Source organism: Pseudomonas sp. Irchel s3f7 (genome assembly GCF_900187615.1).
Classification (GTDB): domain Bacteria; phylum Pseudomonadota; class Gammaproteobacteria; order Pseudomonadales; family Pseudomonadaceae; genus Aquipseudomonas.
Genome location: NZ_FYDO01000008.1, coordinates 43894 through 68699, shown reverse-complemented (window position 1 = coordinate 68699; position 24806 = coordinate 43894). Strand labels below are relative to the sequence as shown.

Here is a 24806-nt window from a genome sequence, read left to right as displayed (position 1 = left end):
CGAAGCTGGTAGACTCCGCCGCCATTATGATTCGACTTCAGAACCTGACTTTACAGCGTGGCCCGCAACGTCTGCTAGAAGACGCCGAGCTGACGCTGCACGCCGGCCAGAAAGCCGGCCTGATCGGTGCCAACGGCGCCGGCAAATCGAGCCTGTTCGCCTTGCTTCGGGGTGAGCTGCACCCGGACTCGGGTGACTGCTTCCTGCCGGCCGACTGGCGTATCGCCCACATGCGCCAGGAGGTCGACACGCTCGAACGCCTGGCGGTCGACTACGTGCTCGATGGCGACCTGCGCCTGCGTCAGGTGCAACGCGACCTGGCGGCAGCCGAAGCGGCCCACGACGGTGCCGCTCAGGCCCGCCTGCACTCCGAGCTCGATAGCGCCGACGGTTACACCGCCGATGCCCGTGCCCGCAAGTTGCTGGCCGGTTTGGGGTTCACCAACGAGCAGATGGATCGCCAGGTAGGAGATTTCTCCGGTGGCTGGAGGATGCGTCTGAACCTGGCGCAGGCCTTGATGTGTCCTTCGGACCTGCTGCTGCTCGACGAACCAACCAACCACTTGGACCTCGACGCCATCATCTGGCTCGAAGAGTGGCTCAAAAGCTATCCCGGCACCTTGATGCTGATTTCCCACGACAGGGACTTCCTCGATGCCGTGGTCGATCACGTGGCTCACGTCGATCAACGCAAGATCACCTTGTACCGCGGTGGCTATAGCGCCTTCGAGCGTGCCCGTGCCGAGCGTCTGGCCCAGCAACAGCAGGCCTACGAGAAGCAACAGGTGCAACGTGCGCACATGGAAAGCTACATCGCCCGCTTCAAGGCCCAGGCCACCAAGGCCCGTCAGGCCCAGAGCCGGATCAAGGCACTGGAGCGGATGGAGGAGCTGACCGCGGCTCACGTCGACTCGCCGTTCGATTTTGTCTTCCGCGAATCGCAGAAAATCTCCAGCCCGTTGATCGACCTGTCCGATGCCCGATTGGGCTACGGCGACAAAACCGTGCTGGAGAAGGTCAAGCTGCAATTGACCCCGGGCGCGCGGATCGGCTTGCTCGGCCCGAACGGGGCCGGCAAGTCGACCCTGATCAAGAACCTGGCAGGTGAGCTGTCACCGTTGGCCGGTCGCTTGACCCGTGGCGAGAACACCGTGGTCGGTTACTTCGCTCAGCATCAGCTCGACTCGCTGGACTCCAAGGCCAGCCCGTTGCTGCACGTGCAGCGTCTGGCGCCGACCGAGCGCGAACAGACACTGCGCGACTTCCTCGGCGGTTTCGACTTCCGTGGTGCGCGGATCGACGAGCCGGTGCTGAATTTCTCCGGTGGCGAGAAAGCGCGCCTGGCCCTGGCGTTGATTGCCTGGGATCGGCCGAACCTGCTGCTGCTCGACGAACCGACCAACCACCTGGACCTGGAAATGCGTCTGGCGTTGACCATGGCCCTGCAAGAGTTCAGTGGTGCGGTACTGGTGGTTTCCCACGACCGTCATTTGCTCAAGAGCACCACGGACAACTTCTATCTGGTGGCGGACGGCAAGGTAGAGGAGTTCGACGGCGACCTGGAGGACTACACCCGTTGGCTCGTGGAATACCGTCAACGCAATGCCCCGGTCAGCAACACCCCGGTCAACCCGGACAAGACCGACAAGAAAGCCCAGCGTCAGGCCGCTGCTGCGTTGCGTCAGCAACTGGCGCCGCACAAACGCGAGGCCGACAAGCTCGAAGCCGAGCTGGGCAAGCTTCACGAAAAACTGGCGAAGGTCGACGCCAGCCTCGGCGACAGCGATATCTACGAGCCGGCGCGCAAGAACGAATTACGTGATCTGCTGGCCGAACAAGCCAGGTTGAAGGTGCGTGAGTCGGAGCTGGAAGAGGCCTGGATGGAAGCGCTCGAACTGCTGGAAAGCATGCAGGCGGAGCTGGAGGCGCTGTCCTGATGGACGCCTTCAAGCTGCCGCTACCGGCTGTGTGGGTCGAGCCGATCTGGCTCGGCGTGCAAATCCTGCTGATCCTGCTGGCCGGCTACATTGCCCAGCGTTTCGTCGCCAAATGCCTGACCCGTCTCGGCGAGCGCTATCCGTTTCCGCCGCAGTTGCTGATGCCGCTGCGCGGTGGTCTGCGCTGGCTGATCATGGGCAGTGCATTGATTTTCGTGCTGGAGCGCCTCGGGGTTTCGGCCACGGTGCTCTGGACGGCGTTGTCCGGTTTCGTCGCCGTCGCGGCCGTGGCGTTTTTCGCCATGTGGAGCGTGCTCTCCAATTTGTTGTGCGCGATCCTGATCTTTACCGTCGGCCCATTCCGCATTGGCGACGTGGTCGAACTGGTGGACACCACCGACAAGCCTGGCGTCAAAGGCCGGGTGATTGCGATCAATCTGCTCTACACCACATTGATCGAGGCCGAGGAACTTGGTACCGGCAGCGCCATGGTGCAAGTGCCCAACAGCTTGTTCTTCCAGCGTTCGGTCAGGCGTTGGCGCGGGACGGATGTGTTTCCTTCCAGCGGGTTTGAGAAGTAGCCCTAAAGATTGCAGCCTTCGGCAGCTCATTGGAACGTGTTTTCCCGTAGGAGCTGCCGAAGGCTGCGATCTTTGTGTTCGACCAGATGAAGCCCCTTTTCCTGCAAAAAATCGGTAGTCATTGGCCCAAAGCCGCATTAGCTTAGACGTCTGTCACGAGTCTGAGTCGAGGTGTGCAATGGAGCTTCAAACATGGCTGGCGTTCTTTGCCGCCTGCTGGGTGATCAGTCTTTCTCCCGGTGCCGGCGCCATTGCGTCGATGTCCAGCGGTCTGCAATACGGTTTCTGGCGCGGCTACTGGAATGCGCTGGGTCTGCAATTGGGCCTGGCGGTGCAGATCGCAATTGTCGGCGCCGGTGTTGGCGCAATTCTCACGGCGTCAGCGACGGCCTTCTATGCGATCAAATGGTTCGGCGTGGCGTACCTGGTTTTTCTCGCGATCAAGCAATGGCGTGCGCTGCCCAGCGACATGAGCGATGACGCGGCGGTGCGTCAGATCGGCAAGCCAATGGCGCTGGTGTTCCGTGGTTTTCTGGTGAACATCAGCAACCCCAAGGCACTGGTGTTCATGCTCGCGGTGCTGCCGCAGTTCATTGACCCGCATGCGCCACTGCTGATTCAGTACGTGATCATTGGCGTCACCATGATCTGCGTCGATCTGATCGTCATGGCCGGCTACACCGGGCTGGCCTCCAAAGTGTTGCGACTGTTGCGCACACCAAAACAGCAAAAACGCATGAACCGGACGTTTGCCGGGCTATTCATCGGCGCGGCCGCCTTCATGGCGACACTGCGCAAAGCGGCCGCTTAAAACGCTCCCGTGTAAAAAAGGCGACCCTGGCGGTCGCCTTTTTCGTTTGGGGGCCGCTCGCGAAACCAATGCGATTACGAAGAACTATCAACAAAGCTTGAGCGAAACCCGTCTGGCGTTAACAATATGTAACTTCGTATTTCCAATTGAGATTTATTCATGATTGCCCCGTCCCGTTTATTGGCCTGGCTGCTGTTGCCGCTGTTCGCGACATGCAGCTTTCAATTGCTGGCCGACCCCGTCGATGGCGCGCCTCAGGCGTTGCACGTGCTTGATTACATCAGCGCGGATTACCCGGAGACGGTGCGGGCGGGAAGCATCATCAATCAGGCCGATTACCGCGCCCAACAACAGTCGATCAAGGCACTGCAAGAGTGGGTCGGGTCCATGCCGGCCAAACCGGAGAAAGCCTCTCTGGAACAGGGCGTGGTTGATTTGCGAAAGGCCGTCAGTGCTCGTCAGGAGGGCGCCGATGTCGCCCGACAGGCTCGGCAATTGGGCGCGAAGTTGGCCGTGGCCTATGAAGTCAGCCAAGCCCCGATCATTACGCCTGACCCTACTCGTGGTGCGCCGTTGTACGCCCAGCATTGCTCAGTCTGCCATGGCGACACCGGGGCCGGCGATGGCCCGGCGGGTGTTGGCCTGATGCCGCCGCCGTCCAATCTTCGCGATGCCTCGCGTGTGGATCGCCTGAGTCTCTATGCGATCTACAGCGCCGTTGGCCTGGGTGTGGAAGGGGCGGACATGCCGGCCTTCGCCGATCAACTGGACGACCGTCAACGCTGGGACCTGGCGTCCTACATCGCCAGCTTCAGTGTCGACCTGGTTACGTCCGCCAGCGACAAAACCTACAACATCGCCGACCTGGCCCGTCAGACACCGACGGAAGTGCAAGTGGCCGAGGGGCCGCAAGCAGCGGCGACGTTCCGAGCCCAGCGGGCGCAGCCTCCGCAGGTCAAGCGTGGTCCGGCGCAGTTGCTCGATTACACCGCCGCCACCCTGGATAAAAGCATCGCGGCGTATCGCGCCGGTGATCACGATCAGGCCTATGACCTGTCGGTAGCGGCTTACCTGGAAGGCTTCGAGCTTGTTGAAAGCTCGCTCGACAACGTCGATGCCAATGTGCGCAAAGACACCGAAAAATCCCTCATGGCGTACCGACAGTCGTTGCAGGACGGTTTGTCGGTGGGCGAAGTCGAGCAGCGCCTGGACGCGGCCAAGGCGAAACTGAAAACGTCGGCGGGCCTGCTGGGCAATGATGGCCTGAGCTGGTCCCTGAGCTACATCTCCGGTCTGCTGATCCTGCTGCGCGAAGGGCTGGAAGCGATTCTGGTACTGGCGGCGATCCTGGCTTTCCTGCGTAACACTGGCCAGCAATCGGCGGTTCGCAGCGTCAACGTCGGTTGGGGTCTGGCGCTGGTGGCAGGTTTGGCGACTTGGGCACTGGCGGCCTATGTGATTGATGTCAGCGGTTCGCAGCGTGAGTTGCTGGAAGGCGCGACGGCCTTGTTTGCCGCCGTCATGGTGCTCTGGCTGGGCGTGTGGATGCACGACCGTCGCCACGCTGCGGCCTGGCAGGACTACATCAAGAGCAGCCTGGTGGGCGGCGGTGGTCGGTTCGGTTTTGCGACCCTGGCGTTTTTCTCGGTGTATCGCGAGCTGTTCGAAGTGATTCTGTTCTACGAAACCCTGTGGTTGCAGGCGGGGCCGGCGGGGCATAACGCGGTGTTGGCCGGTGGCGCGACGGCGCTGGTACTGCTGGTCGGTCTGGCGTGGGTGATTTTGCGCGGTTCGGCCAAGCTGCCACTGTCGTTGTTCTTCAGCATCAACGCCGGTCTGTTGTGCGCGTTGTCGGTGGTGTTCGCCGGGCATGGCGTGAAAGCGTTGCAGGAGGCCGGTATTTTCGGCACGCGGCCGGTGCCGTTCATTGAGTTTGACTGGCTGGGGATTCACGCGGACGCGTATTCGCTGGGTGCGCAGGCTGTGGCGATCATCGCGGTTGTTGTGTTGTATGGTCGTAGCTGGGTGGCGGAGAAGCGGCGGGTTCAGGTTTCTTGAACGGCATTCGCTGCGCTCACTTTCGCGGGCGAGCCACGCTCCCACAGGTTTAGCGTTAACCTGTAGGAATGTGGCGTGCTCGCGATGCTTTTCAACAGAGGTAAACAAGATGCGTGTCTGGATCGATGCCGATGCCTGCCCTCGGGCTGCCAAGGACCTGGTGGTGAAATTCGCCCTCAAGCGCCAGTTCGAAGTGGTGCTGGTGGCCGGGCAGCCGCAGATCAAGCCGGGCCTGGCACTGGTCAAATTGATCGTGGTGCCGAGTGGCCCGGATGCCGCCGACGATTATCTGGTGGAACACGCGGTTCCGGGCGAGCTGGTGATTTGCAGCGATGTGCCGCTGGCCGATCGCCTGGTGAAAAAGGGCGTGGCAGCGCTGGATCCGCGGGGCAAGGAGTTCGATGCACAGAACATGGGTGATCGGTTGGCGGTGCGCAACCTGTTCACCGATTTGCGCGAGCAGGGCCAAGTGAGCGGCGGACCGGCCCCGTTCGGCGAGCGTGAGAAGCAGGCGTTTGCCAATGCGCTGGACCGGATTCTGACTCGGCTCACCCGCAAACCCTGAAAAGATCGCAGCCCGCGGCAGCGCCTACGATGGATCGGTGCGTATCCGGAGCTGCCGCAGGCTGCGATTTTTTATGCGTCGTTTTCGTGGGTCAGTTCCAGCACGCGGTCCACGAGTTTGTTGATTCCGGACGCCGCTTCACTGATCGACTGCGCCAGCATGTAAGCCGGTGTACTCACCAGTTTGCGTGCCTTGTCTTCGACGATGTCACTGACTGCGCATTCCTTGTGGGTCGCGCCCATCTTGTTCAGGGCTGTGGCCGTGTCGGTGTCGTTGCCGATGGTGCAGGTCACGCCGGGGCCGTAGATTTTTGCGGCCAGGGCCGGCGAAATGCAGATCAGGCCGACCGGCTTGCCAGCCTCGGCAAAGGCTTCGGTCAGCGTCAGGACATCGGGTTGAACGGTGCAGCCGGTGCCTTCGATGGCAAAGTTGGAGAGGTTCTTGGCCGAACCGAAACCGCCGGGGATGATCAGCGCGTCGAAATCCTCGGCGTTTGCCTCGCGGATGTCCTTGACCTCGCCACGGGCAATTCGCGCCGACTCCACCAGCACATTGCGCGCCTCGGGCATTTCTTCGCCGGTCAGGTGGTTGATCACATGCAGCTGCGCAATGTCGGGTGCGAAACACTGCACCTGCGCGCCACGCTGATCAAGACGCAGCAGGGTAATCACGCTTTCGTAAATCTCGGCGCCGTCGTATACGCCACAACCGGAAAGGATCACTGCAACTTTTTTGCTCATGGGCTTTTCTCCAGATTCATGGCGTTAAATGTCCACTAATTTGTCACTCGTTGCCATAGGGTTAGTTCGCGGTTACACCTAGCATCTGTCCTCAGGATTCCGATCAGGGCGCGTCATGGACTTCATTCTGTATGCGGTGCCGTTTTTCTTTGTGCTCATTGCCGCTGAATTGCTGGCCGATCGTTGGCGCGGGGTCACTAATTATCGGCTGGCAGACGCGATCAACAGCATCAGCACCGGCGTGTTGTCGACCACTACGGGGCTTTTGACCAAGGGTGTGGGGTTGCTGACCTACGCTTTTGCCCTCCAGCATCTGGCGCTGTTCGAACTGTCGGCCGACAGCGTCTGGGTCTGGGTATTGGCCTTCGTCCTTTATGACTTCTGCTACTACTGGCTGCACCGCATGGGCCATGAGCGCAACATCCTCTGGGCCGCTCACTCGGTGCATCACCAAAGCGAGGAGTACAACCTGTCCACCGCCTTGCGCCAGACCAGCACCGGTTTTGTGCTGAGCTGGATCTTCTACCTGCCGATGGCGGTCGTCGGCGTGCCCTTGCTGGTGTTCGTCAGTGTCGCAGCGCTCAATTTGCTGTACCAGTTCTGGGTGCACACGCGACACATTCCCAAGCTCGGCTGGTTCGAGTGGTTCTTTGTCACGCCGTCCAATCATCGGGCTCACCATGCACAGAACGCTCTCTACATGGATCGCAACTACGGCGGGGTGTTCATTATTTGGGACCGTCTATTCGGCTCGTTCCAGGAAGAGGACGACAACGAACCGGTGATTTTCGGCGTGACCACACCGTTGGAGAGCTGGAATCCGGTGTGGGCGAACCTGCAGTTCTACGCTCAGCTGTGGGCTGATGCCCGACGGACGCAAAGCACCTGGGACAAGCTGCGGATCTGGTTTATGCGCACCGGCTGGCGCCCGGCCGACGTGGCGGCCAAATACCCGATGAACAAACCTGACCTGACCCGGTTCCGCAAATTCGAAGTGCCGCTGGACAGGCGTCAGCAGATTTATGTGCTGTTGCAGTTCTGCGTCTACATCGCGCTGGGCAGTTACCTGATGAATCTGGAACCGAACTTGCCTGCCTCCGCCCTGGTGTTGGGCTGGGGGGCGGTGGCGTTCGGTCTGTTTGTGCTGGGCGTGGCCCTGGAGAATCGCCCGTGGGCGTTGAAGCTGGAGCTGCTGCGGCTGGTGTCGAACGTGCCACTGGTGTGGCTGGCGCCGATGGTTGGGCTGTGGCCGGCCAGTGCAGTGGGCTGGGTCGGCCTGCTCAGTTACAGCCTGTTGAGCGGGATCGGTCTCTACTGTTGCAGAAACCGCTTCACTCGGCTGGCGTCGTAGGTCCTTCGGTTTTGGCTCGTTCGGCTTTCAGGGCTTGCTCGTCGGCGTAGATTTTTTTGGCCAGGCGCGCGTTCTTGAAACGCCGGCGCAGCCACAGCCCCACGCCCAGGACCAGCAGGGCGCCGAGCACCCACAGCTCGTACTTCTTGACGCTGCCGAGCAGGCCTTCGAGTACCGCGCCGAAGTGATAGGCCGCGGCCGCGAGGGCGGTGGCCCAGATCGCTGCGCCAATCCCGTTCAGCAGCAGATAACGTCCCGGCGGATAGCCCGACAGGCCGATGGCCACCGGCATGACGGTGCGCAAACCGTAGACGAAGCGAAAGCTCAGGACCCAGATGTCCGGGTGTTTGCGGATATGCTCCAGCGCCCGGTCACCCATCATTTGCCAGCGGGGTTTGCGGGCCAGCAATTTGCGGCCGTGCTTGCGCCCCAGGAAGTACCACAGCTGATCGCCGGCATAGCTGCCGAAGAAGGCCACGACCACCACCAGGTTGATGTCCATGTATCCACGGAACGCAAGGAAACCCGCGAGCACCAGAATGGTTTCGCCTTCGAAAAACGTGCCAAGGAACAGGGCAAAGTAGCCGAAGTCATGCAGAAATTGTTGGAGCATTGTCTGGGTGCTGGCGAAATGAACGCGCAGCCTAACCCTTCGGACACATTCAGGAAAGTGTCCAAATGTGTCTCGACGTGAACATTTCCTACAACGACAATGGAATGCGGCTACCTGTCACAGGGTACGCACAACTGTCATGTGTTCGTCATAATGGCCGCTTATAACTGTCACGCTCGCCCGTCTGTGCGGGCTCAGGAGTCTGCCGTGAGTTTTACCCCCGCCAACCGTCTGTTCCCTGCAACCCGCCTGCGCCGTAACCGTCGTGATGATTTTTCGCGTCGTCTGGTCCGTGAAAACGTCTTGACCGTCGATGACCTGATCCTGCCGGTGTTCGTGCTGGACGGTGAAAACCGCCGTGAAGCGGTCGCCTCGATGCCGGGCGTCGAACGCCTGACCATCGACCTGTTGCTCGAAGAAGCGGCCAAGTGGGTTGAGCTGGGTATTCCGGCGCTGGCGCTGTTCCCGGTGACGCCGGCAGGGCTGAAGTCGCTGGACGCCGCCGAAGCCTGGAACCCTGAAGGTATCGCCCAACGCGCCACCCGTGCCTTGCGCGCGCAGTTCCCTGAACTGGGCGTGATCACCGACGTTGCGCTGGATCCGTTCACCACCCACGGCCAGGACGGTATCCTCGACGAGGAAGGCTACGTTCAGAACGACATCACCGTCGACGCACTGGTCAGGCAAGCCCTGTCCCATGCCGAAGCCGGTGCTCAGGTCGTGGCCCCGTCGGACATGATGGACGGTCGCATCCAGGCGATTCGCGAAGCGCTCGAAGTGGCCGGTCACGTAAACGTGCGGATCATGGCCTACTCAGCGAAGTACGCCAGCGCCTATTATGGTCCTTTCCGCGATGCAGTCGGCTCGGCGCTGAACCTGGGCAAGGCCAACAAGGCCTCGTATCAGATGGACCCGGCCAACAGCAACGAAGCCCTGCACGAAGTGGCGGCAGACTTGTCAGAAGGCGCAGACATGGTCATGGTCAAGCCAGGCATGCCGTATCTGGACATCCTTTGCCGGGTCAAAGAAGAATTCAAAGTGCCGACGTTTGTTTATCAAGTCAGCGGCGAATACGCCATGCACATGGCGGCGATCCAGAATGGCTGGTTGAGCGAAGGGGTTATCCTTGAGTCCCTGACCGCTTTCAAACGTGCAGGGGCTGATGGCATCCTGACGTACTTTGCCGTTCGTGCTGCTCAATTGCTACGAGAGCAAAAATAGCCCTCCCAGGAACATTCGATGAATACCGAAGTACTCACTGAAGTTGCCGTAAAAGATGCTCAACCGGTGGTGGAGAAAATCGACGAGACCCCGCCGGAGCTGGAGCCAGCTCCGCCCGCGGTGGTCGTCGAGCCCGCTGCGGCAGCGCCTGCGATTACCATTCCAGGCCTGGATGACAGCAGCCTGTACATCCACCGCGAGCTGTCGCAACTGCAGTTCAACATTCGCGTGCTGGAACAGGCGCTGGATGAGTCCTACCCGTTGCTGGAGCGGCTGAAGTTTCTGCTGATCTTCTCCAGCAACCTGGACGAGTTCTTCGAGATTCGTGTTGCCGGCCTGAAAAAGCAGATCACCTTCGCCCGTGAACAAGCGGGCGCCGATGGTCTGCAACCGCATCAGGCATTGGCGCGCATCAGCGAGTTGGTGCACGGTCACGTTGACCGCCAATACGCGATCCTCAACGATATTCTGTTGCCGGAGCTGGAAAAACATCAGGTCCGCTTCATCCGTCGCCGTAACTGGACGACCAAGATCAAAACCTGGGTCCGTCGTTATTTCCGCGACGAGATCGCGCCGATCATCACGCCGATCGGACTCGACCCGACGCACCCGTTCCCGTTGCTGGTGAACAAAAGCCTCAACTTCATCGTCGAGCTCGAAGGCATCGACGCCTTCGGCCGCGACTCCGGTCTGGCGATCATTCCTGCGCCGCGTCTGCTGCCGCGGATCATCAAGGTGCCGGAAGAAGTCGGCGGCGCGGGCGACAACTATGTCTTCCTGTCGTCGATGATCCACGCCCACGCCGATGACCTGTTCCAGGGCATGAAGGTGAAGGGCTGCTATCAGTTCCGCCTGACCCGAAACGCCGACCTGGCACTGGACTCCGAAGATGTGGAAGACCTGGCCCGTGCCCTGCGCGGCGAGCTGTTCTCCCGTCGCTACGGTGATGCGGTGCGTCTGGAAGTCGCCGACACGTGCCCGAAACACCTGTCCGATTACCTGCTCAAGCAATTCAACTTGAGCGAGTCGGAGCTGTATCAAGTCAATGGTCCGGTGAACCTGACGCGTCTGTTCAGCATCACCGGCCTGGACAGTCAGCGTGAGCTGCAATACCTGCCGTTCACCCCGCAGATCCCGAAACTGCTGCAAAACAGCGAGAACATCTTCAGCGTGATCAGCAAGCAGGACATCCTGCTGCTGCACCCGTTCGAGTCGTTCACGCCGGTGGTCGACCTGTTGCGCCAGGCCGCGAAGGATCCGCATGTATTGGCGGTGCGCCAGACCTTGTACCGGTCGGGTGCCAACTCGGAAATCGTCGATGCGCTGGTGGATGCGGCGCGTAACGGCAAGGAAGTCACCGCGGTGATCGAATTGCGTGCGCGGTTTGACGAAGAGTCCAACCTGCAACTGGCCAGCCGTCTGCAAGCAGCCGGTGCGGTGGTGATCTACGGCGTGGTCGGCTTCAAGACCCACGCCAAGATGATGCTGATCCTGCGTCGCGAGGCCGGCGAGATTGTGCGTTACGCGCACCTCGGCACCGGTAACTACCACGCCGGCAACGCTCGTCTGTACACCGACTACAGCCTGCTGACCTCCGACGACGCCTTGTGCGAAGACGTCGGCAAACTGTTCAGCCAGTTGATCGGCATGGGTAAAACCCTGCGCATGAAGAAGTTGCTGCATGCGCCGTTCACCCTGAAGAAGGGCATGCTCGACATGATTGCCCGGGAAACCCAGTTCGCCGTCGACGGCAAACCGGCGCACATCATTGCCAAGTTCAACTCGCTGACCGATCCGAAGATCATCCGCGCGCTGTACAAGGCCAGCCAGTCGGGCGTGCGCATCGATCTGGTGGTGCGTGGCATGTGCTGCCTGCGACCGGGCATCGCCGGGGTATCGCACAACATCCACGTGCGTTCGATCATCGGGCGTTTCCTGGAACACACCCGGGTTTTCTACTTCCTTAATGGCGGCGACGAGCAGATGTTCCTCTCCAGCGCCGACTGGATGGAGCGCAACCTCGACAAGCGCGTCGAGACTTGCTTCCCGGTGGAAGGCAAGAAGCTGATCATGCGGGTCAAGAAAGAGCTGGAGTTGTACCTCACCGACAACACCCACAGCTGGAGCCTGCAGTCGGACGGTCGCTACGTCCGCAACACGCCGACCGGCAACCAGAACCCGCGCAGCGCCCAGGCTACTTTGCTGGAGCGATTGGGCAGCCCGATCCTGACGGTTCGTTAACACCGGCTGGGAGTAAAAAAATGGCGATCCCAAGGGATCGCCATTTTTGTTTTCACCGAATTCTGTAGGCGCTGGCTTGCCAGCGATGGCGTACGTTCAGTCACCGCATGGCGTGATAACGCATCGCCGGCAAGCCGGCTCCTACAGGGACGTCAGCGAACGCTGAGGACGATATCGACCCGCGTCAGCCATTGCGCTTCGATTTCGAAATCGGCCTGGGTCAGCTGGTTTTCATCCAGCCAGTTTTCCGGGAACACCACTTCCAGGCTTTTGCCATTGGCGTTCAGCACGACCTGGGGCATCTGCTGGGTGCCGCGAATGTGGTGGAACAGGATCGCAAAGCGCAGCAGCACGCACAGGCGAATCAGCTTGATGCCGTCATCGTCGAAATCGGCAAATTTGTCTTTGGGAATGTTGCGTCGGTGGCCGCGCACCAGCAGTGCGAGCATCAACTGGTCTTCGCGGGAGAACCCGGCGAGGTCCGAGTGTTCGATCAGGTAGGCGCCGTGCTTGTGGTACTGATAGTGAGCGATATCCAGGCCCACTTCATGGACCTTGGCTGCCCAGCCGAGCAGTTCGCGCCAGACACCGTCCTCCAGATCCCAGTCTGCGGCCACCTGGTCGAAGGCATGCAGGGCTTTGCGTTCGACCCGCACCGCCTGTTCCAGATCGACGTGGTAGCGCTCCATCAGCGAGGTGAGGGTGCGTTCGCGTACGTCTTCGTGATGATGGCGACCGAGCAAGTCATACAGCACGCCCTCACGCAGGGCGCCTTCGCAGTGATCCATGCGTTGCAGTTCGAGAGCATCGAAGATCGCTTCGAGAATCGCCAGGCCCGCCGGGAATATTGCCCGACGGTCCGGCTTGATGCCTTCGAAGTCGATCTTCTCCACATCACCGAGTTTGATCAGCTTGCGCTTGAGCCAGGCCAGCCCCTCGGCATTGACCTCGCCCGTGCCTTGGCCGCCGGCCTTCAGCGCCAGACCGATGGCGCGGATGGTGCCCGAGGAGCCGATGGCTTCATCCCAGGTCAGGCGGTGCAGGGCGTGTTCGATGCTCATGATCTCCAGTCGCGCCGCGGTGTACGCCTGGGCGTAGCGGGCCGGAGTGATCTTGCCGTCCTTGAAATAGCGCTGGGTGTAGCTGACGCAACCCATCTGCAGGCTTTCGCGCAGCAGCGGTTCGAAGCGCTGGCCGATGATGAATTCGGTACTGCCGCCGCCGATATCGGCCACCAGGCGCTTGCCCGGTGTGTCGGCGAGGGTGTGGGACACGCCGAGGTAAATCAGGCGCGCCTCTTCACGGCCGGAGATGACTTCCACCGGGTGGCCGAGGATTTCTTCGGCGCGGTGGATGAACTCGGCGCGGTTGCGGGCTTCGCGCAAGGCGTTGGTGCCGACGATCCGCACGGCGCCTGTCGGCATACCGTTGATCAGTTGGGCAAAGCGCTTGAGGCAGTCCAGCCCGCGTTGCATCGACTCCTCACTGAGGCGACGCTCTTCGTCGATGCCGGCCGCCAGCTGCACCTTCTCCCCGAGACGCTCGAGAATACGGATTTCGCCGTTCTGGGCCTTGGCCACGACCATGTGAAAGCTGTTGGAGCCCAGGTCGATTGCGGCGATCAGGGACAGATTCTTGGCTTGGGATTGCGGCATGGTCAGGGGTCTCGGTCGATAACCTCGACATCGTGCCACGATCAAGGGCTGACGCCAACGCGCATGGTTCAATGCCTTGGTCTGAGCTATACCCAAATTCATGAGCCACCATAGCGAGACTCAATCATCTGCACCTTCCTGAACGTGGGAAGGGCAGCTATGATGGGCCACGTTTTTTTGCTTACAACCTGGAGAATTCCATGAGCAGCGATCTTATCAAACACGTTAGCGACGCGAGCTTCGAGGCTGACGTACTCAAGGCCGAAGGCGCTGTACTGGTCGACTACTGGGCTGAGTGGTGCGGCCCTTGCAAAATGATCGCTCCGGTTCTGGACGAAATTGCCGAGACCTACAAAGGCAAGCTGACCGTTGCCAAACTGAACATCGACGAAAACCAGGAAACCCCGGCCAAGCATGGCGTGCGTGGTATCCCGACCCTGATGCTGTTCAAGAACGGCAACGTTGAAGCGACCAAGGTCGGCGCGCTGTCGAAGTCGCAACTGGCTGCTTTCCTCGACGCCAACATCTAAGCGTCGTTGTAGCGAGTCAGAAAAAGCCCCGCAAATAGCGGGGCTTTTTCGTTATTGAGGGCTAGACGCTCCGAAACTCAGGTGTTACATTCGGCCCCGCGCTGGTTTCTCCAGTGCCCCCTGCTAGCCGTCGCCGACGCTCTCCTTTTCGAATAAGTACGCGATCCTGTCGCCTTCTCCGCGGCGCGGCCTCATTAAGCCAAAAGCTTAATTTCCCCCCTCCATAAATGATTACGTCATTCCTATATGAATCTGACTGAACTCAAGCAAAAGCCGATTACCGAACTGCTCGAATTGGCCGAACAGATGGGCATAGAAAATATGGCCCGTTCGCGCAAGCAGGACGTGATTTTCTCCCTGCTCAAAAAGCACGCGAAAAGCGGCGAGGAAATCTCCGGTGATGGCGTGCTGGAGATTCTCCAGGACGGCTTCGGCTTCCTCCGCTCTGCAGACGCCTCCTATCTTGCCGGCCCAGACGATATCTACGTCTCGCCGAGCCAGATCCGTCGCTTCAACTTGCGCACCGGTGACACCATCGTTGGCAAGATCCGCCCTCCAAAGGAAGGCGAGCGTTATTTCGCGCTGCTCAAGGTCGACACGATCAACTACGACCGTCCGGAAAACGCGAAAAACAAGATTCTCTTCGAGAACCTGACCCCGCTGTTCCCGACCGTGCGCATGAAGATGGAAGCCGGTAACGGTTCCACCGAAGACTTGACCGGTCGTGTCATCGACCTGTGCGCCCCGATCGGTAAAGGCCAGCGCGGTCTGATCGTTGCACCGCCGAAAGCCGGTAAAACGATCATGCTGCAGAACATTGCCGCGAACATCGCGCGTAACAACCCTGAAGTTCACTTGATCGTGTTGCTGATCGACGAACGTCCGGAAGAAGTAACCGAAATGCAGCGCACCGTGCGCGGCGAAGTGGTTGCCTCGACGTTCGACGAGCCGCCAACCCGCCACGTGCAGGTTGCCGAAATGGTGATCGAGAAGGCCAAGCGCCTGGTCGAGCACAAGAAGGACGTGGTGATCCTGCTCGACTCCATCACCCGTCTGGCCCGTGCCTACAACACCGTGATCCCGAGCTCCGGCAAAGTGCTCACCGGTGGTGTCGATGCCCACGCCCTGGAGAAACCGAAACGTTTCTTCGGCGCCGCGCGGAACATCGAAGAAGGCGGCTCGCTGACCATCATCGCCACCGCGCTGGTTGAAACCGGCTCGAAGATGGACGAAGTGATCTACGAGGAATTCAAAGGCACCGGTAACATGGAACTGCCTCTGGATCGCCGTATCGCTGAAAAACGCGTCTTCCCGGCCATCAACATCAACCGTTCCGGCACCCGCCGCGAAGAGTTGCTGACTGCCGACGACGAGTTGCAGCGCATGTGGATTCTGCGCAAGCTGCTGCACCCGATGGATGAAGTCGCTGCCATCGAGTTCCTGGTCGACAAGCTGAAAACGACCAAGACCAACGATGAGTTCTTCCTGTCGATGAAGCGCAAGTAAGTCGAGCAGGCCAAAAAAGCCGGGGAAACCCGGCTTTTTGCTATCTGTTTTTTGATCAACAGGCAGTTCGTGGTTCTGAACCGAAGGGTTCGGCGCTAAACTGCCTGCCCCGAACGCCACGGCCAACACGAGGCTCACGCATGCAGTATCGCGACTTGCGCGACTTTATCAGCGGGCTGGAACAGCGCGGCGAACTCAAGCGCATCCAGATCCCGGTGTCCCCAGTGCTCGAAATGACCGAGGTCTGCGACCGCACATTGCGCGCAAAAGGCCCGGCACTGCTTTTCGAAAAGCCTACCGGTTATGACATTCCCGTACTCGGCAACCTGTTTGGCACCCCCGAGCGCGTGGCGTTGGGCATGGGCGCCGAAGCGGTCAGCGAGTTGCGCGAGATCGGCAAGTTGCTGGCGTTCCTCAAGGAACCCGAGCCGCCGAAGGGGCTGAAAGACGCGTGGTCCAAACTGCCGATTTTCCGCAAGATCATTTCGATGGCGCCCAAGGTCGTCAAAGACGCGGTGTGCCAGGAAGTGGTCATTGAAGGCGACGACGTCGATCTTTCGACCCTGCCGGTGCAGACCTGCTGGCCGGGCGACGTCGCCCCGCTGATCACCTGGGGCCTGACCGTCACCAAAGGCCCGAACAAGGATCGCCAGAACCTCGGCATCTACCGGCAGCAAGTGATTGGCCGCAACAAGGTCATCATGCGCTGGCTGAGCCACCGTGGCGGCGCGCTGGATTACCGCGAATGGTGCGAGAAGCATCCGGGCCAGCCGTTCCCCGTGGCCGTGGCGCTGGGTGCCGACCCTGCGACGATTCTTGGCGCAGTGACGCCAGTCCCCGACAGCCTCTCCGAGTACGCCTTCGCTGGCCTCTTGCGCGGTAATCGCACCGAGTTGGTGAAGTGCCGGGGCAACGACCTGCAAGTGCCGGCCACCGCCGAAATCATCCTCGAAGGCGTGATCCATCCGGGCGAGATGGCCGATGAAGGCCCGTACGGCGACCACACCGGCTATTACAACGAAGTCGACAGCTTCCCGGTGTTCACCGTCGAGCGCATTACCCACCGGATCAAACCGATCTACCACAGCACCTACACCGGCCGTCCACCGGATGAGCCGGCGATCCTCGGTGTGGCGTTGAACGAAGTGTTCGTGCCGATCCTGCAGAAGCAGTTCCCGGAGATCACCGATTTCTACCTGCCGCCCGAAGGCTGCTCGTACCGCATGGCCATCGTGACCATGAAGAAGTCGTACCCGGGCCACGCCAAGCGGGTAATGCTCGGTGTGTGGTCGTTTTTGCGACAGTTCATGTACACCAAGTTCGTTATCGTCACCGACGACGATATCAACGCCCGGGACTGGAACGATGTGATCTGGGCCATCACCACGCGCATGGACCCCAAGCGCGATACGGTGATGATCGAAAATACGCCGATCGATTACCTGGACTTCGCCTCGCCGGTTTCCGGCCTGGGTTCGAAAATGGGCCTGGATGCCACGCATAAATGGCCGGGCGAAACCACCCGCGAGTGGGGCCGGGTCATCGTCAAGGACGATGCCGTCACCCAACGGATCGATGCCATCTGGAATCAGTTAGGAATAGATTGATGCGTGTAACCTTGCAGCCCTCCGGAGCAGTGCTTGAGATATTGCCCGGCGAGCGGATTCTCGATGGCGCACGACGACTGGGCTACGAATGCCCGCAAAGCTGCCGCAATGGCAATTGCCACGTGTGCGCGGCGTTGTTGGTGGAAGGCCGGGTCGAACAGGCAGGCAATGTGCGTGACCACGGCGAGTTCTACACTTGCATAGCGGAGCCGCTGGAAGACTGCATCGTGCTGTGGGATGGCGTGCTCGCGCTGGGAGAATTGCCGGTGCGCAGCGTGTCGTGTCAGGTCATTGAGTGTCGGGACGTGGGCGGTGATACCTGGCGCGTGCGCCTGCGGGCGCCGGCCGGCAAGCCGCCGCGCTACCACGCCGGTCAGTACTTGATGATCGAGCGCGAGAGCGGCGAGAAATCGGCCTTTTCCCTGGCCTCGGCGCCGCACGGGGGGCGTGATCTTGAGATTCACGTGCTGGCGCGCGAAACCAGTGCACTGAACCTTATCGAACAGCTCCAGCGCCGCAGCATGGTGCGGGTCGAGCTGCCCTTCGGCGATACCCATCTCGCGGAACTGCCTGAGGGCCCACTGGTGCTGATCGCGGCGGGTACCGGCATGGGCCAGATCCACAGTCTGATCGAACATTGCCGGGCCTCTGGCTTCAAGTACCCGGTGCATCTGTATTGGGGCGTGCGTCGTCCTGAAGATTTTTATCAGATCGAACATTGGGACGAGTGGCTGAAGTTGCCCAATCTGTTCCTGCACAAAGTCGTCAGCGACCAATGCGGTTGGGGAGGGCGCTGCGGCATGTTGCATGAAGCGGTCTGCGAGGACTTCCCGAATCTGAAGCCTCTGCATGTATACGCCAGCGGCTCTCCGGCCATGGTGTATGGCACGCTGGATGCGCTGGTGGAGGCAGGGATGGACGCTCATCAAATGCGCGCCGACGTGTTTGCCTATGCCCCGCGATCTTGATCCCAGATCCTGATCCGGTAGGAGCGAGCCTGCTCGCGATGGACCCAAGAGCGCCGCGGGCAGCCAGACTCCCTGCGTAATCGTTAACGACCATCGCGAGCCTGCTCGCTCCTACAGGTTTATAACTCCATATATAGCCAATCGGCATTTATAAATTTATGTAAGTGTCGCTAGGTTATATGTCATTCAAGCAATTAATTGAAAACAGCCATGGCATTCAAATTGCCTTAAAACAAATGTGCCTTATTGTTACAACGGTACGTTCTATTAAGTAATCCTTCACTCGCGGGGAGCTGAACGCTATTCGCCATGAGCGCCATTGAATCTGCTTTTTTGAATTTGGCTTACCCTCCGCAGCTCGATCTGGGGCCGCAGCTCACGCACGAACAATTACTCGGCTCAATGCAATCGACCATGGCGCGCCACAAGGGCGGTCCGGTCTGGCTGTTTGCGTATGGTTCGCTGATCTGGCGACCGGAATGCACGGCGGTCGAACGCGTTCGTGGCCGGGTGCATGGCTACCATCGCGGGTTGTACCTGTGGTCCCACGAACATCGCGGTACGCCGGAAATGCCCGGCCTGGTATTTGGCCTGGATCGCGGCGGCTCTTGCAGCGGTTTCGCCTACCGTTTGCCCGAAGAACAACTTGAAGCCTCGCTGTATGCGCTCTGGCAGCGCGAGATGCCGTTCCCTTCCTATCGCCCGCACTGGCTCAACTGCCGTCTCGAAGATGGAAATCAGGTTCAGGCATTGGGATTTGTTCTGGAGCGGCACCTGCCCAGCTATGCCGGCAACTTGCCGGATCATGTCCTGAGTCACGTGTTTGAAAACGCTTGCGGGCGTTACGGCACCACTCGCGATTATGTCGAGCAGACCGCGCACGCCCTGCGCAGCCACGCCATGCCAGACCGGAATCTGGAGGCGCGGCTCAAGCGTTGTAAGTCAAAAGCCGATCAAGCGAGTGCTTCGCGGCCCTGACTGGCGACTTGTTTGTGACGTAGCGTCGGGGCCAGGAAGGCCATCGCCAGCAAGCAGGCGCCCACCAACAGCACGAAACCGCCATCCCAGCCGAAGTGGTCCACGGTGTAGCCCATCGCTGCACTGGCCGCGACCGACCCCCCCAGATACCCGAACAGACCGGTAAAGCCCGCCGCCGTACCGGCCGCTTTCTTCGGCGCCAGTTCCAGCGCCTGCAGGCCGATCAGCATCACCGGGCCGTAGATCAGGAAGCCGATGGACAGCAGCGCGATCATGTCGACCATCGGGTTGCCGGCCGGGTTGAGCCAGTAAACCAGCGTCGCAACCGTCACCAGTGCCATGAACACCATGCCGGTCAGGCCACGGTTGCCACGGAAGATCTTGTCCGACATCCAGCCGCACAGCAGCGTGCCCGGAATGCCTGCCCACTCATAGAAGAAGTACGCCCACGAGGTTTTATCCACGGTGAAGCCCTTGGCTTCCTTGAGGTAGGTCGGCGCCCAGTCCAGCACGCCGTAGCGCAGCAGGTAAACGAAGACGTTGGCCAGGGCGATGTACCAGAGCATTTTGTTGCGCAGCACGTATTTGACGAAGATTTCCTTGGCGCTGAATTCCTCTTCGTGACTGGCGTCGTAGCCTTCCGGGTAGTCGTTCTTGTATTGCTCGATGGGCGGCAGGCCCACGGATTGAGGGGTGTCACGCATGGTCACGAAGGCAAACACCGCCACTGCCAGCGCCACCGCTGCCGGCACATAAAACGCGGCGTGCCAGTCATTGAACAGGCCCATGCCGAGCAGGAACAACGGGCCAATCAAACCGCCACCGACGTTGTGCGCCACGTTCCACACCGACACCACACCGCCGCGTTCTTTCTGCGACCACCAATGCACCATGGTCCGGCCACTCGGTGGCCATCCCATGCCCTGGGCCCAGCCGTTGATGAACAGCAGAATGAACATCATGGTCACGCTGGACGTCGCCCACGGCGCGAAACCGAAAACGAACATCACCCCGGCCGACACCAACAGGCCGAACGGCAGGAAGAACCGCGGGTTGGAACGGTCGGACACCAGGCCCATCAGGAACTTTGAAAGACCGTAGGCGATGGCGATGGCAGACATTGCCAGCCCCAGCTGGCCACGGGAGTAACCCTCGTCGATCAGGTACGGCATGGCCAGGGAGAAGTTCTTGCGCAGCAGGTAGTAACCCGCATAGCCAATGAAGATACCGGCGAAAATCTGCCAGCGCAGGCGCCGGTAGGTGCTGTCGATTTTTTCTTCAGGCAATGGAGCCTGATGTGCGGCAGGACGAAAGAAAGCAAACATTCAAGAGCTCCAAATTTCTTGTTTTGACTGCGGATGCGAATGTTACAGTTTCGTTACCGAAAATAGCACCGGTTCTCATCGGCAAAACAGCGGAAATGTTGGAAAGCGAGCGTTCCTTTATGAACATGTCGCTCAGGTATAAGTGAAGGGCGTTGTAGGAAGCGTTACCTGTTTTCGTTGAGGGGCATTCGAGCTGCCTGAAAGAGGGCAGGCCTTTGGGAAAGGTCCTTCGTTCAAAACGGAAGTCATGGCGTTATGCGCAACGACCTTGATCCGTAACCTTTTGTGCTGTTGCCAGGTCTGGCGTTGCAGGCGAAGGGAGTAGGGATATGCGGTGGTGGTTGGGTGGACTTTTGTTGCTGGTATCAGTGGATATCTGGGCCGGAGAGGTATTCCTGATACCTGAAGATAACCCGAAGCCGATTTATCCGGTGGCGCTGTACCGGGCGGGTATCACCGGCGTGGTGCGTATCAGCATGACGGTGAAGGCCGATGGATCAGTCAGTGATGCCGTGATTGCGGAAAATGCGCATCCCGAACTCGGAGAGGCGTCATTGGCCGCCGTTAATCAATGGCGATTCAAGCCATGGACGATTACCGAGGATCAGCCTGCGCAAGTCACCGTGGTTGCACCCATTGATTACAGGCTGGACAGAGAGCATCCCTTTCACGTCAACAAGGAATTGGAACGGGTGAAATGCAGTGCCATCGCACGGGCATCGTTGAACATTGCCACGTCCTCGTGGGTAGACCTGCCGGTTTTCAGCTGGACCCGCAGTTACCTGACCCACTCGCTTTCACCGACGCAACTGCCGGAAGAGAAACGCCTGGCTCTGATTGCCAAGCTCAATGCCAGCGTCCCTTCGATTGTGCAGCGCTGTAATGTGCATCCGGCGAGCCGGTATGTGCGGTTTTTACCGGAGGAAATTCGGGTGTTGCTTTGACGGCAGTAAAAGCGCGGCTGCATGGCCGCGCTTTTTTCGCATCGAGATTCAGCGAACCTGAACCACCACTTTCCCGACCGCCTTGCGCTGGCCAAGATCATTGATTGCCTGCGCCGCGTTGCCCAGGGGATAAACCTGCGACACCAGCGGCTTCAGCTTGCCTTCGGCAAACCAGCCAAACAGTTGCTGGAAGTTTGCCGCGTTGTCTTGCGGCTGGCGTTGGGCGAACGAGCCCCAGAACACGCCGAGCACTGCCGCACCCTTGAGCAAGGCCAGGTTGACTGGCAGTTCGGGAATGCGCCCGCTGGCGAAGCCGACCACCAGCAGGCGGCCGTTCCAGGCGATGGCGCGGATGGCCTGGTCGAACAGGTCGCCGCCAACCGGGTCGTAGATCACATCGGCGCCCTGGCCGTCGGTCAGGCGTTTGATTTCTTCCTTGAGGTTGGTTTCGCTGTAGTTGATCAGCTCATCGGCGCCGGCAGCCTTGGCCACGGCGAGTTTTTCCTTGCTACTGGCGGCGGCGATGACACGGGCGCCCATGGCTTTGCCGATTTCCACGGCTGCCAGGCCGACACCGCCGGAAGCGCCGAGCACCAGCAGGGTTTCACCCGGTTGCAGGTTGCCGCGCTGCTTGAGGGCGTGCATCGAGGTGCCGTAAGTCATGCTGAACGCGGCGGCGGTGTTGAAATCCATGGATGGCGGGATGGGCAGTACGTTGTAACCCGGCACCGCGACCTGTTCGGCGAAACTGCCCCAGCCGGTCAGGGCCATGACCCGGTCGCCGACTTTCAGGTGGCTGACCTTTTCACCCACTTCGCTGACGATCCCGGCCGCTTCACCGCCCGGGGAAAACGGGAAGGGCGGCTTGAACTGGTACTTGCCCTCAATGATCAGCGTGTCGGGGAAATTTACCCCGGCGGCGTGCACCTCCAGCAGGATTTCGTTCTTCTTCGCGACAGGGCTGGCGACGTCTTCCAGCACCAGCGATTCGGCAGGGCCGAAGGCTTTGCACAGCACGGCTTTCATCAGGGCTATTCCTTTGGGAGTGATGGCCGATAAGTGTAGGTGTGTGAGTCGACGGGTCAACGAGCATGCCCGACCCTGATAGTCAGCCATAAGCTTGTGCTGGCTTGGCGGGTCGTTATGCTAGGCCGCAAACCGGATAAGGAGCGAATTGTGAAAGCGTGGATCATGTTGATGCTGGCCCTGTCTCTGCCTGTGGCAGCGGTGGCCGAAGAAGCCAAAGAGGGTGAAACGGCGCCGAAGGTTAATTACATCACCCTGAGCCCGCCGTTCGTGGGCAACTATGGTTTGGACGGCACGCCCAAGCTCAAGGTCTACAAGGCCGATGTGGCGTTGCGCGTGACCGGTGAAGAGGCGACCAAAGCGGTCAAGGCCAACGAACCGTTGATTCGTAATCAGCTGGTGGCGCTGTTTGCCCAGCAGACCACCGAGACGATGAACAACGTCGAGGCCAAGGAAAAGCTGCGTCAGGAAGCGCTGAAGCAGACCCAGCAGATCATGAACGATGAAACCGGCAAGCCGGTGGTTGAAGATCTGTTGTTCAACAATTTGATCATCCAGTAATGCTGGATCCGTAGGAGCCGGCTTGCTGGCGATAGCGCCCTCAAGACCGCCATCGCCAGCAAGCCGGCTCCTACAAAGGCATCTCAGCGCAGTGCAATCACCGCCGCCCACTGATCTTCAGTCACTGGCATCACCGAAAGCCGCGAACCCTTCTGCACCAATGGCATCTCGGCCAACGCAGCCTGCTGCTTCAGATAGTCCAACTTCAGCACCCGAGCAAACGTCTCGACGTGAGCGACATCAATCGCGCTCCAGGCGTTTTTCTCAGCCGTGGCCTTTGGGTCGTAGTAGTGGCTTTCCGGTTCCAGCGCCGTCGGGTCCGGATACGCGGCTTCGATAATTTTGCCGATCCCGGCAATCCCTGGCTCGGGGCAGCTGGAGTGATAGAAGAAAAACTCATCCCCCACCGCCATCGCCCGCAGGAAGTTGCGCGCCTGATAGTTGCGAACCCCGTCCCAGCGCGCTTTGCCGAGCTTTTCCAGCCCTTTGATCGAGAGTTCGTCGGGCTCGGATTTCATCAGCCAATAGGCCATGGTTCTGGCTCCTTGCGAGGTGGTTGGACAGGTTGTCGGGCGATTTTATGACAAACCGACAGTCGGTTGACGTCAGCGTTTGCGCAGCGGTTCACGTTGCCGCAAAATGCCGGCCTTTAAAGCTTGACGCTGCTGCACGGCCTACAAACGGAAACCGCTGCTGTCATCGTGTTGATGTGCCTTTGGGGGGCAATCGATGAAACGCAAACCGGATTTACTATGGATTCTGGTCATTTTGTTCGGCCTTGGCGTCGTGACCACTGGCTATGCCCAAAGCCTGTGGGCCAGCAAGACTGACGCGCCGGTTGAACTCGCTCAGCTGCAGCAACAGTCGACAGCCTTCAAGCGCTGATCGTGTTTTTTCGGCGTCGCTGATTCCAGTGGCGTCTAGCCTGCGTAATACCAGGCCTTGTCCGTTACCGTTCCTTGCAGCGGCACATCCCAGCTCGCCTGAGCCAATCGCTCGACCTTCTGACATTCATGGGCCAGTCCCAACAACGTTGGCTTGCGCCAGTCCTTGCGACGCGCCAGGTAAGCCAGGCTTCGATCATAGAAGCCACCGCCCATGCCCAGTCGGCCACCGACATCGTCAAAACCCACCAACGGTAACAGCACCAGATCCAGCGCCCAGACCTTGCGTTGACGGGCGATGTTGGCTCGTGGTTCAAGGATGCGGAAGCGGTTGGGCTTGAGCTTTTCCCCCGGTCGGATGCGCTGGAAGACCATTTTGGTTCGCGGCCAGGCGCTCAGGACCGGCAGGTAAGTGGCCTTGCCCCGGCGTTGCGCGGCACGCAACAACAGGCGCGGGTCGATTTCACCGTCGGTGGGCAGGTAGAGCGAGATGTGTCTGGCGCGGCGAAACAATGGCTGCTGAGCCAATTGCTTGTACAGCCCGCGAGCGGCCTGGCGCTGCTGACTGGGTGTCAGTGCGCGGCGGGCCTTGCGCAGCATGCGTCGAAGTTGCGGGCGGGGAAGCAGCGCAGGTTCGGTCATGGAATCGGGCTTCGGCAGGACGGATACGTAAAGCTACCCGTAAAAAAGCCGATGCCGGTATT

The 24806-nt window shown here is 60.1% G+C and carries 23 protein-coding genes; 16 read left to right on the top strand and 7 right to left on the bottom strand.

What is annotated here, in order from left to right:
* The first annotated feature begins 26 nt into the window (after positions 1–26).
* From CKW19_RS08875 to CKW19_RS08855, 5 genes are all read left to right on the top strand, one after another.
* Positions 27–1937, top strand: a complete 1911-nt coding sequence (locus CKW19_RS08875; protein ID WP_095057560.1) for an ATP-binding cassette domain-containing protein — start codon at positions 27–29, stop codon at positions 1935–1937.
* Positions 1937–2518 carry a mechanosensitive ion channel family protein gene (locus tag CKW19_RS08870; RefSeq protein ID WP_095057559.1) on the top strand — a complete coding sequence of 194 codons (582 nt, stop codon included), beginning with the start codon at positions 1937–1939 and terminating at the stop codon, positions 2516–2518. The genes CKW19_RS08875 and CKW19_RS08870 overlap by 1 nt, the downstream gene beginning before the upstream one ends.
* Positions 2519–2696: 178 nt before the next feature.
* Entirely contained in the window at positions 2697–3329 is a 633-nt protein-coding gene (gene rhtB / locus CKW19_RS08865; RefSeq protein ID WP_095057558.1) for a homoserine/homoserine lactone efflux protein, read from the top strand.
* Positions 3330–3488: 159 nt separating this feature from the next.
* On the top strand, positions 3489–5387 hold the full coding sequence (locus tag CKW19_RS08860; RefSeq protein ID WP_095057557.1) for a cytochrome c/FTR1 family iron permease: 1899 nt from the start codon (positions 3489–3491) through the stop codon (positions 5385–5387).
* A gap of 109 nt (positions 5388–5496) precedes the next feature.
* Positions 5497–5952, top strand: coding sequence for a YaiI/YqxD family protein (locus CKW19_RS08855; RefSeq protein ID WP_095057556.1), 456 nt, complete (start codon positions 5497–5499; stop codon positions 5950–5952).
* Positions 5953–6023: 71 nt separating this feature from the next.
* Here CKW19_RS08855 and elbB read toward each other — a convergent pair whose 3' ends face one another.
* Complete coding sequence (elbB, locus tag CKW19_RS08850) at positions 6024–6692, bottom strand: isoprenoid biosynthesis glyoxalase ElbB (protein ID WP_095057555.1); 669 nt, start codon at positions 6690–6692, stop codon at positions 6024–6026.
* Between the two features lie 115 nt (positions 6693–6807).
* On the opposite strand from elbB, the gene CKW19_RS08845 reads away from it, so the two are divergent.
* A complete protein-coding gene (locus tag CKW19_RS08845; protein WP_095057554.1) occupies positions 6808–8043 on the top strand; it encodes a sterol desaturase family protein in 1236 nt (411 codons plus the stop codon).
* On the opposite strand, the gene CKW19_RS08840 is transcribed toward CKW19_RS08845, so the two are convergent.
* Positions 8024–8656: a DedA family protein gene (locus CKW19_RS08840; RefSeq protein ID WP_095057553.1), complete on the bottom strand. Its 633-nt coding sequence runs from the start codon at positions 8654–8656 to the stop codon at positions 8024–8026. The two genes, CKW19_RS08845 and CKW19_RS08840, sit on opposite strands and share 20 nt — an antisense overlap.
* Before the next feature lie 207 nt (positions 8657–8863).
* Between CKW19_RS08840 and hemB the strand changes: the two genes are divergently transcribed.
* Positions 8864–9877, top strand: a complete 1014-nt coding sequence (gene hemB / locus CKW19_RS08835; protein ID WP_095057552.1) for a porphobilinogen synthase — start codon at positions 8864–8866, stop codon at positions 9875–9877.
* A gap of 18 nt (positions 9878–9895) precedes the next feature.
* Positions 9896–12118 (top strand): polyphosphate kinase 1, encoded by a 2223-nt coding sequence (ppk1, locus tag CKW19_RS08830; protein WP_095057551.1) that lies wholly within the window; start codon positions 9896–9898, stop codon positions 12116–12118.
* Positions 12119–12270: 152 nt separating this feature from the next.
* Here the strand turns inward: ppk1 and ppx are convergent, their stop codons facing one another.
* Positions 12271–13773 (bottom strand): exopolyphosphatase, encoded by a 1503-nt coding sequence (gene ppx / locus CKW19_RS08825; RefSeq protein ID WP_095057550.1) that lies wholly within the window; start codon positions 13771–13773, stop codon positions 12271–12273.
* A gap of 200 nt (positions 13774–13973) precedes the next feature.
* Here ppx and trxA point away from each other — a divergent pair, with 200 nt between their 5' ends.
* The 5 genes from trxA (at position 13974) to CKW19_RS08800 (ending at position 19362) form a co-directional block, all read left to right on the top strand.
* Entirely contained in the window at positions 13974–14303 is a 330-nt protein-coding gene (gene trxA / locus CKW19_RS08820; RefSeq protein ID WP_003206727.1) for a thioredoxin TrxA, read from the top strand.
* 246 nt (positions 14304–14549) lie between these two features.
* Positions 14550–15809: a transcription termination factor Rho gene (gene rho, locus CKW19_RS08815; RefSeq protein ID WP_046039047.1), complete on the top strand. Its 1260-nt coding sequence runs from the start codon at positions 14550–14552 to the stop codon at positions 15807–15809.
* A gap of 140 nt (positions 15810–15949) precedes the next feature.
* The gene (ubiD, locus tag CKW19_RS08810) at positions 15950–17416 is read left to right on the top strand and encodes a 4-hydroxy-3-polyprenylbenzoate decarboxylase (RefSeq protein WP_053163723.1); all 1467 of its coding nucleotides are present in this window, start codon (positions 15950–15952) and stop codon (positions 17414–17416) included.
* The gene (locus CKW19_RS08805; RefSeq protein WP_095057549.1) at positions 17416–18384 is read left to right on the top strand and encodes a CDP-6-deoxy-delta-3,4-glucoseen reductase; all 969 of its coding nucleotides are present in this window, start codon (positions 17416–17418) and stop codon (positions 18382–18384) included. Before ubiD ends, CKW19_RS08805 begins: the two co-directional genes overlap by 1 nt.
* 309 nt (positions 18385–18693) lie before the next feature.
* Complete coding sequence (locus tag CKW19_RS08800) at positions 18694–19362, top strand: gamma-glutamylcyclotransferase (protein WP_095057548.1); 669 nt, start codon at positions 18694–18696, stop codon at positions 19360–19362.
* Here CKW19_RS08800 and glpT read toward each other — a convergent pair.
* Positions 19338–20687, bottom strand: coding sequence for a glycerol-3-phosphate transporter (gene glpT, locus CKW19_RS08795; RefSeq protein ID WP_095057547.1), 1350 nt, complete (start codon positions 20685–20687; stop codon positions 19338–19340). The two genes, CKW19_RS08800 and glpT, sit on opposite strands and share 25 nt — an antisense overlap.
* A 329-nt stretch (positions 20688–21016) precedes the next feature.
* Here glpT and CKW19_RS08790 point away from each other — a divergent pair, with 329 nt between their 5' ends.
* A complete protein-coding gene (locus CKW19_RS08790; RefSeq protein WP_095057546.1) occupies positions 21017–21631 on the top strand; it encodes an energy transducer TonB in 615 nt (204 codons plus the stop codon).
* A gap of 48 nt (positions 21632–21679) precedes the next feature.
* On the opposite strand, the gene CKW19_RS08785 is transcribed toward CKW19_RS08790, so the two are convergent.
* Positions 21680–22657, bottom strand: a complete 978-nt coding sequence (locus CKW19_RS08785) for an NADPH:quinone oxidoreductase family protein (RefSeq protein ID WP_095057545.1) — start codon at positions 22655–22657, stop codon at positions 21680–21682.
* A 150-nt stretch (positions 22658–22807) separates the two neighbouring features.
* On the opposite strand from CKW19_RS08785, the gene CKW19_RS08780 reads away from it, so the two are divergent.
* The gene (locus CKW19_RS08780) at positions 22808–23218 is read left to right on the top strand and encodes a flagellar basal body-associated protein FliL (RefSeq protein ID WP_095057544.1); all 411 of its coding nucleotides are present in this window, start codon (positions 22808–22810) and stop codon (positions 23216–23218) included.
* An 83-nt stretch (positions 23219–23301) separates the two neighbouring features.
* Here the strand turns inward: CKW19_RS08780 and CKW19_RS08775 are convergent, their stop codons facing one another.
* Positions 23302–23751, bottom strand: a complete 450-nt coding sequence (locus CKW19_RS08775) for an EVE domain-containing protein (RefSeq protein ID WP_095057543.1) — start codon at positions 23749–23751, stop codon at positions 23302–23304.
* A gap of 196 nt (positions 23752–23947) precedes the next feature.
* On the opposite strand from CKW19_RS08775, the gene CKW19_RS28835 reads away from it, so the two are divergent.
* Positions 23948–24103 (top strand): hypothetical protein, encoded by a 156-nt coding sequence (locus CKW19_RS28835; protein WP_007978897.1) that lies wholly within the window; start codon positions 23948–23950, stop codon positions 24101–24103.
* A 35-nt stretch (positions 24104–24138) separates the two neighbouring features.
* Here CKW19_RS28835 and CKW19_RS08765 read toward each other — a convergent pair whose 3' ends face one another.
* Positions 24139–24744 carry a 5-formyltetrahydrofolate cyclo-ligase gene (locus CKW19_RS08765; RefSeq protein WP_095057542.1) on the bottom strand — a complete coding sequence of 202 codons (606 nt, stop codon included), beginning with the start codon at positions 24742–24744 and terminating at the stop codon, positions 24139–24141.
* Between the last annotated feature and the right edge of the window lie 62 nt (positions 24745–24806).

Excerpts from the sequence above, each read along its gene's own strand:
- CKW19_RS08875 (WP_095057560.1), top strand. The coding sequence starts at position 27 with ATGATTCGACTTCAGAACCTGACTTTACAGCGTGGCCCGCAACGTCTG.
- CKW19_RS08870 (WP_095057559.1), top strand. The coding sequence starts at position 1,937 with ATGGACGCCTTCAAGCTGCCGCTACCGGCTGTGTGGGTCGAGCCGATC.
- rhtB (WP_095057558.1), top strand. The coding sequence starts at position 2,697 with ATGGAGCTTCAAACATGGCTGGCGTTCTTTGCCGCCTGCTGGGTGATC.
- CKW19_RS08860 (WP_095057557.1), top strand. The coding sequence starts at position 3,489 with ATGATTGCCCCGTCCCGTTTATTGGCCTGGCTGCTGTTGCCGCTGTTC.
- CKW19_RS08855 (WP_095057556.1), top strand. The coding sequence starts at position 5,497 with ATGCGTGTCTGGATCGATGCCGATGCCTGCCCTCGGGCTGCCAAGGAC.
- elbB (WP_095057555.1), bottom strand. The coding sequence starts at position 6,692 with ATGAGCAAAAAAGTTGCAGTGATCCTTTCCGGTTGTGGCGTATACGAC.
- CKW19_RS08845 (WP_095057554.1), top strand. The coding sequence starts at position 6,808 with ATGGACTTCATTCTGTATGCGGTGCCGTTTTTCTTTGTGCTCATTGCC.
- CKW19_RS08840 (WP_095057553.1), bottom strand. The coding sequence starts at position 8,656 with ATGCTCCAACAATTTCTGCATGACTTCGGCTACTTTGCCCTGTTCCTT.
- ppk1 (WP_095057551.1), top strand. The coding sequence starts at position 9,896 with ATGAATACCGAAGTACTCACTGAAGTTGCCGTAAAAGATGCTCAACCG.
- ppx (WP_095057550.1), bottom strand. The coding sequence starts at position 13,773 with ATGCCGCAATCCCAAGCCAAGAATCTGTCCCTGATCGCCGCAATCGAC.
- trxA (WP_003206727.1), top strand. The coding sequence starts at position 13,974 with ATGAGCAGCGATCTTATCAAACACGTTAGCGACGCGAGCTTCGAGGCT.
- rho (WP_046039047.1), top strand. The coding sequence starts at position 14,550 with ATGAATCTGACTGAACTCAAGCAAAAGCCGATTACCGAACTGCTCGAA.
- ubiD (WP_053163723.1), top strand. The coding sequence starts at position 15,950 with ATGCAGTATCGCGACTTGCGCGACTTTATCAGCGGGCTGGAACAGCGC.
- CKW19_RS08805 (WP_095057549.1), top strand. The coding sequence starts at position 17,416 with ATGCGTGTAACCTTGCAGCCCTCCGGAGCAGTGCTTGAGATATTGCCC.
- CKW19_RS08800 (WP_095057548.1), top strand. The coding sequence starts at position 18,694 with ATGAGCGCCATTGAATCTGCTTTTTTGAATTTGGCTTACCCTCCGCAG.
- glpT (WP_095057547.1), bottom strand. The coding sequence starts at position 20,687 with ATGTTTGCTTTCTTTCGTCCTGCCGCACATCAGGCTCCATTGCCTGAA.
- CKW19_RS08790 (WP_095057546.1), top strand. The coding sequence starts at position 21,017 with ATGCGGTGGTGGTTGGGTGGACTTTTGTTGCTGGTATCAGTGGATATC.
- CKW19_RS08785 (WP_095057545.1), bottom strand. The coding sequence starts at position 22,657 with ATGAAAGCCGTGCTGTGCAAAGCCTTCGGCCCTGCCGAATCGCTGGTG.
- CKW19_RS08775 (WP_095057543.1), bottom strand. The coding sequence starts at position 23,751 with ATGGCCTATTGGCTGATGAAATCCGAGCCCGACGAACTCTCGATCAAA.
- CKW19_RS28835 (WP_007978897.1), top strand. The coding sequence starts at position 23,948 with ATGAAACGCAAACCGGATTTACTATGGATTCTGGTCATTTTGTTCGGC.
- CKW19_RS08765 (WP_095057542.1), bottom strand. The coding sequence starts at position 24,744 with ATGACCGAACCTGCGCTGCTTCCCCGCCCGCAACTTCGACGCATGCTG.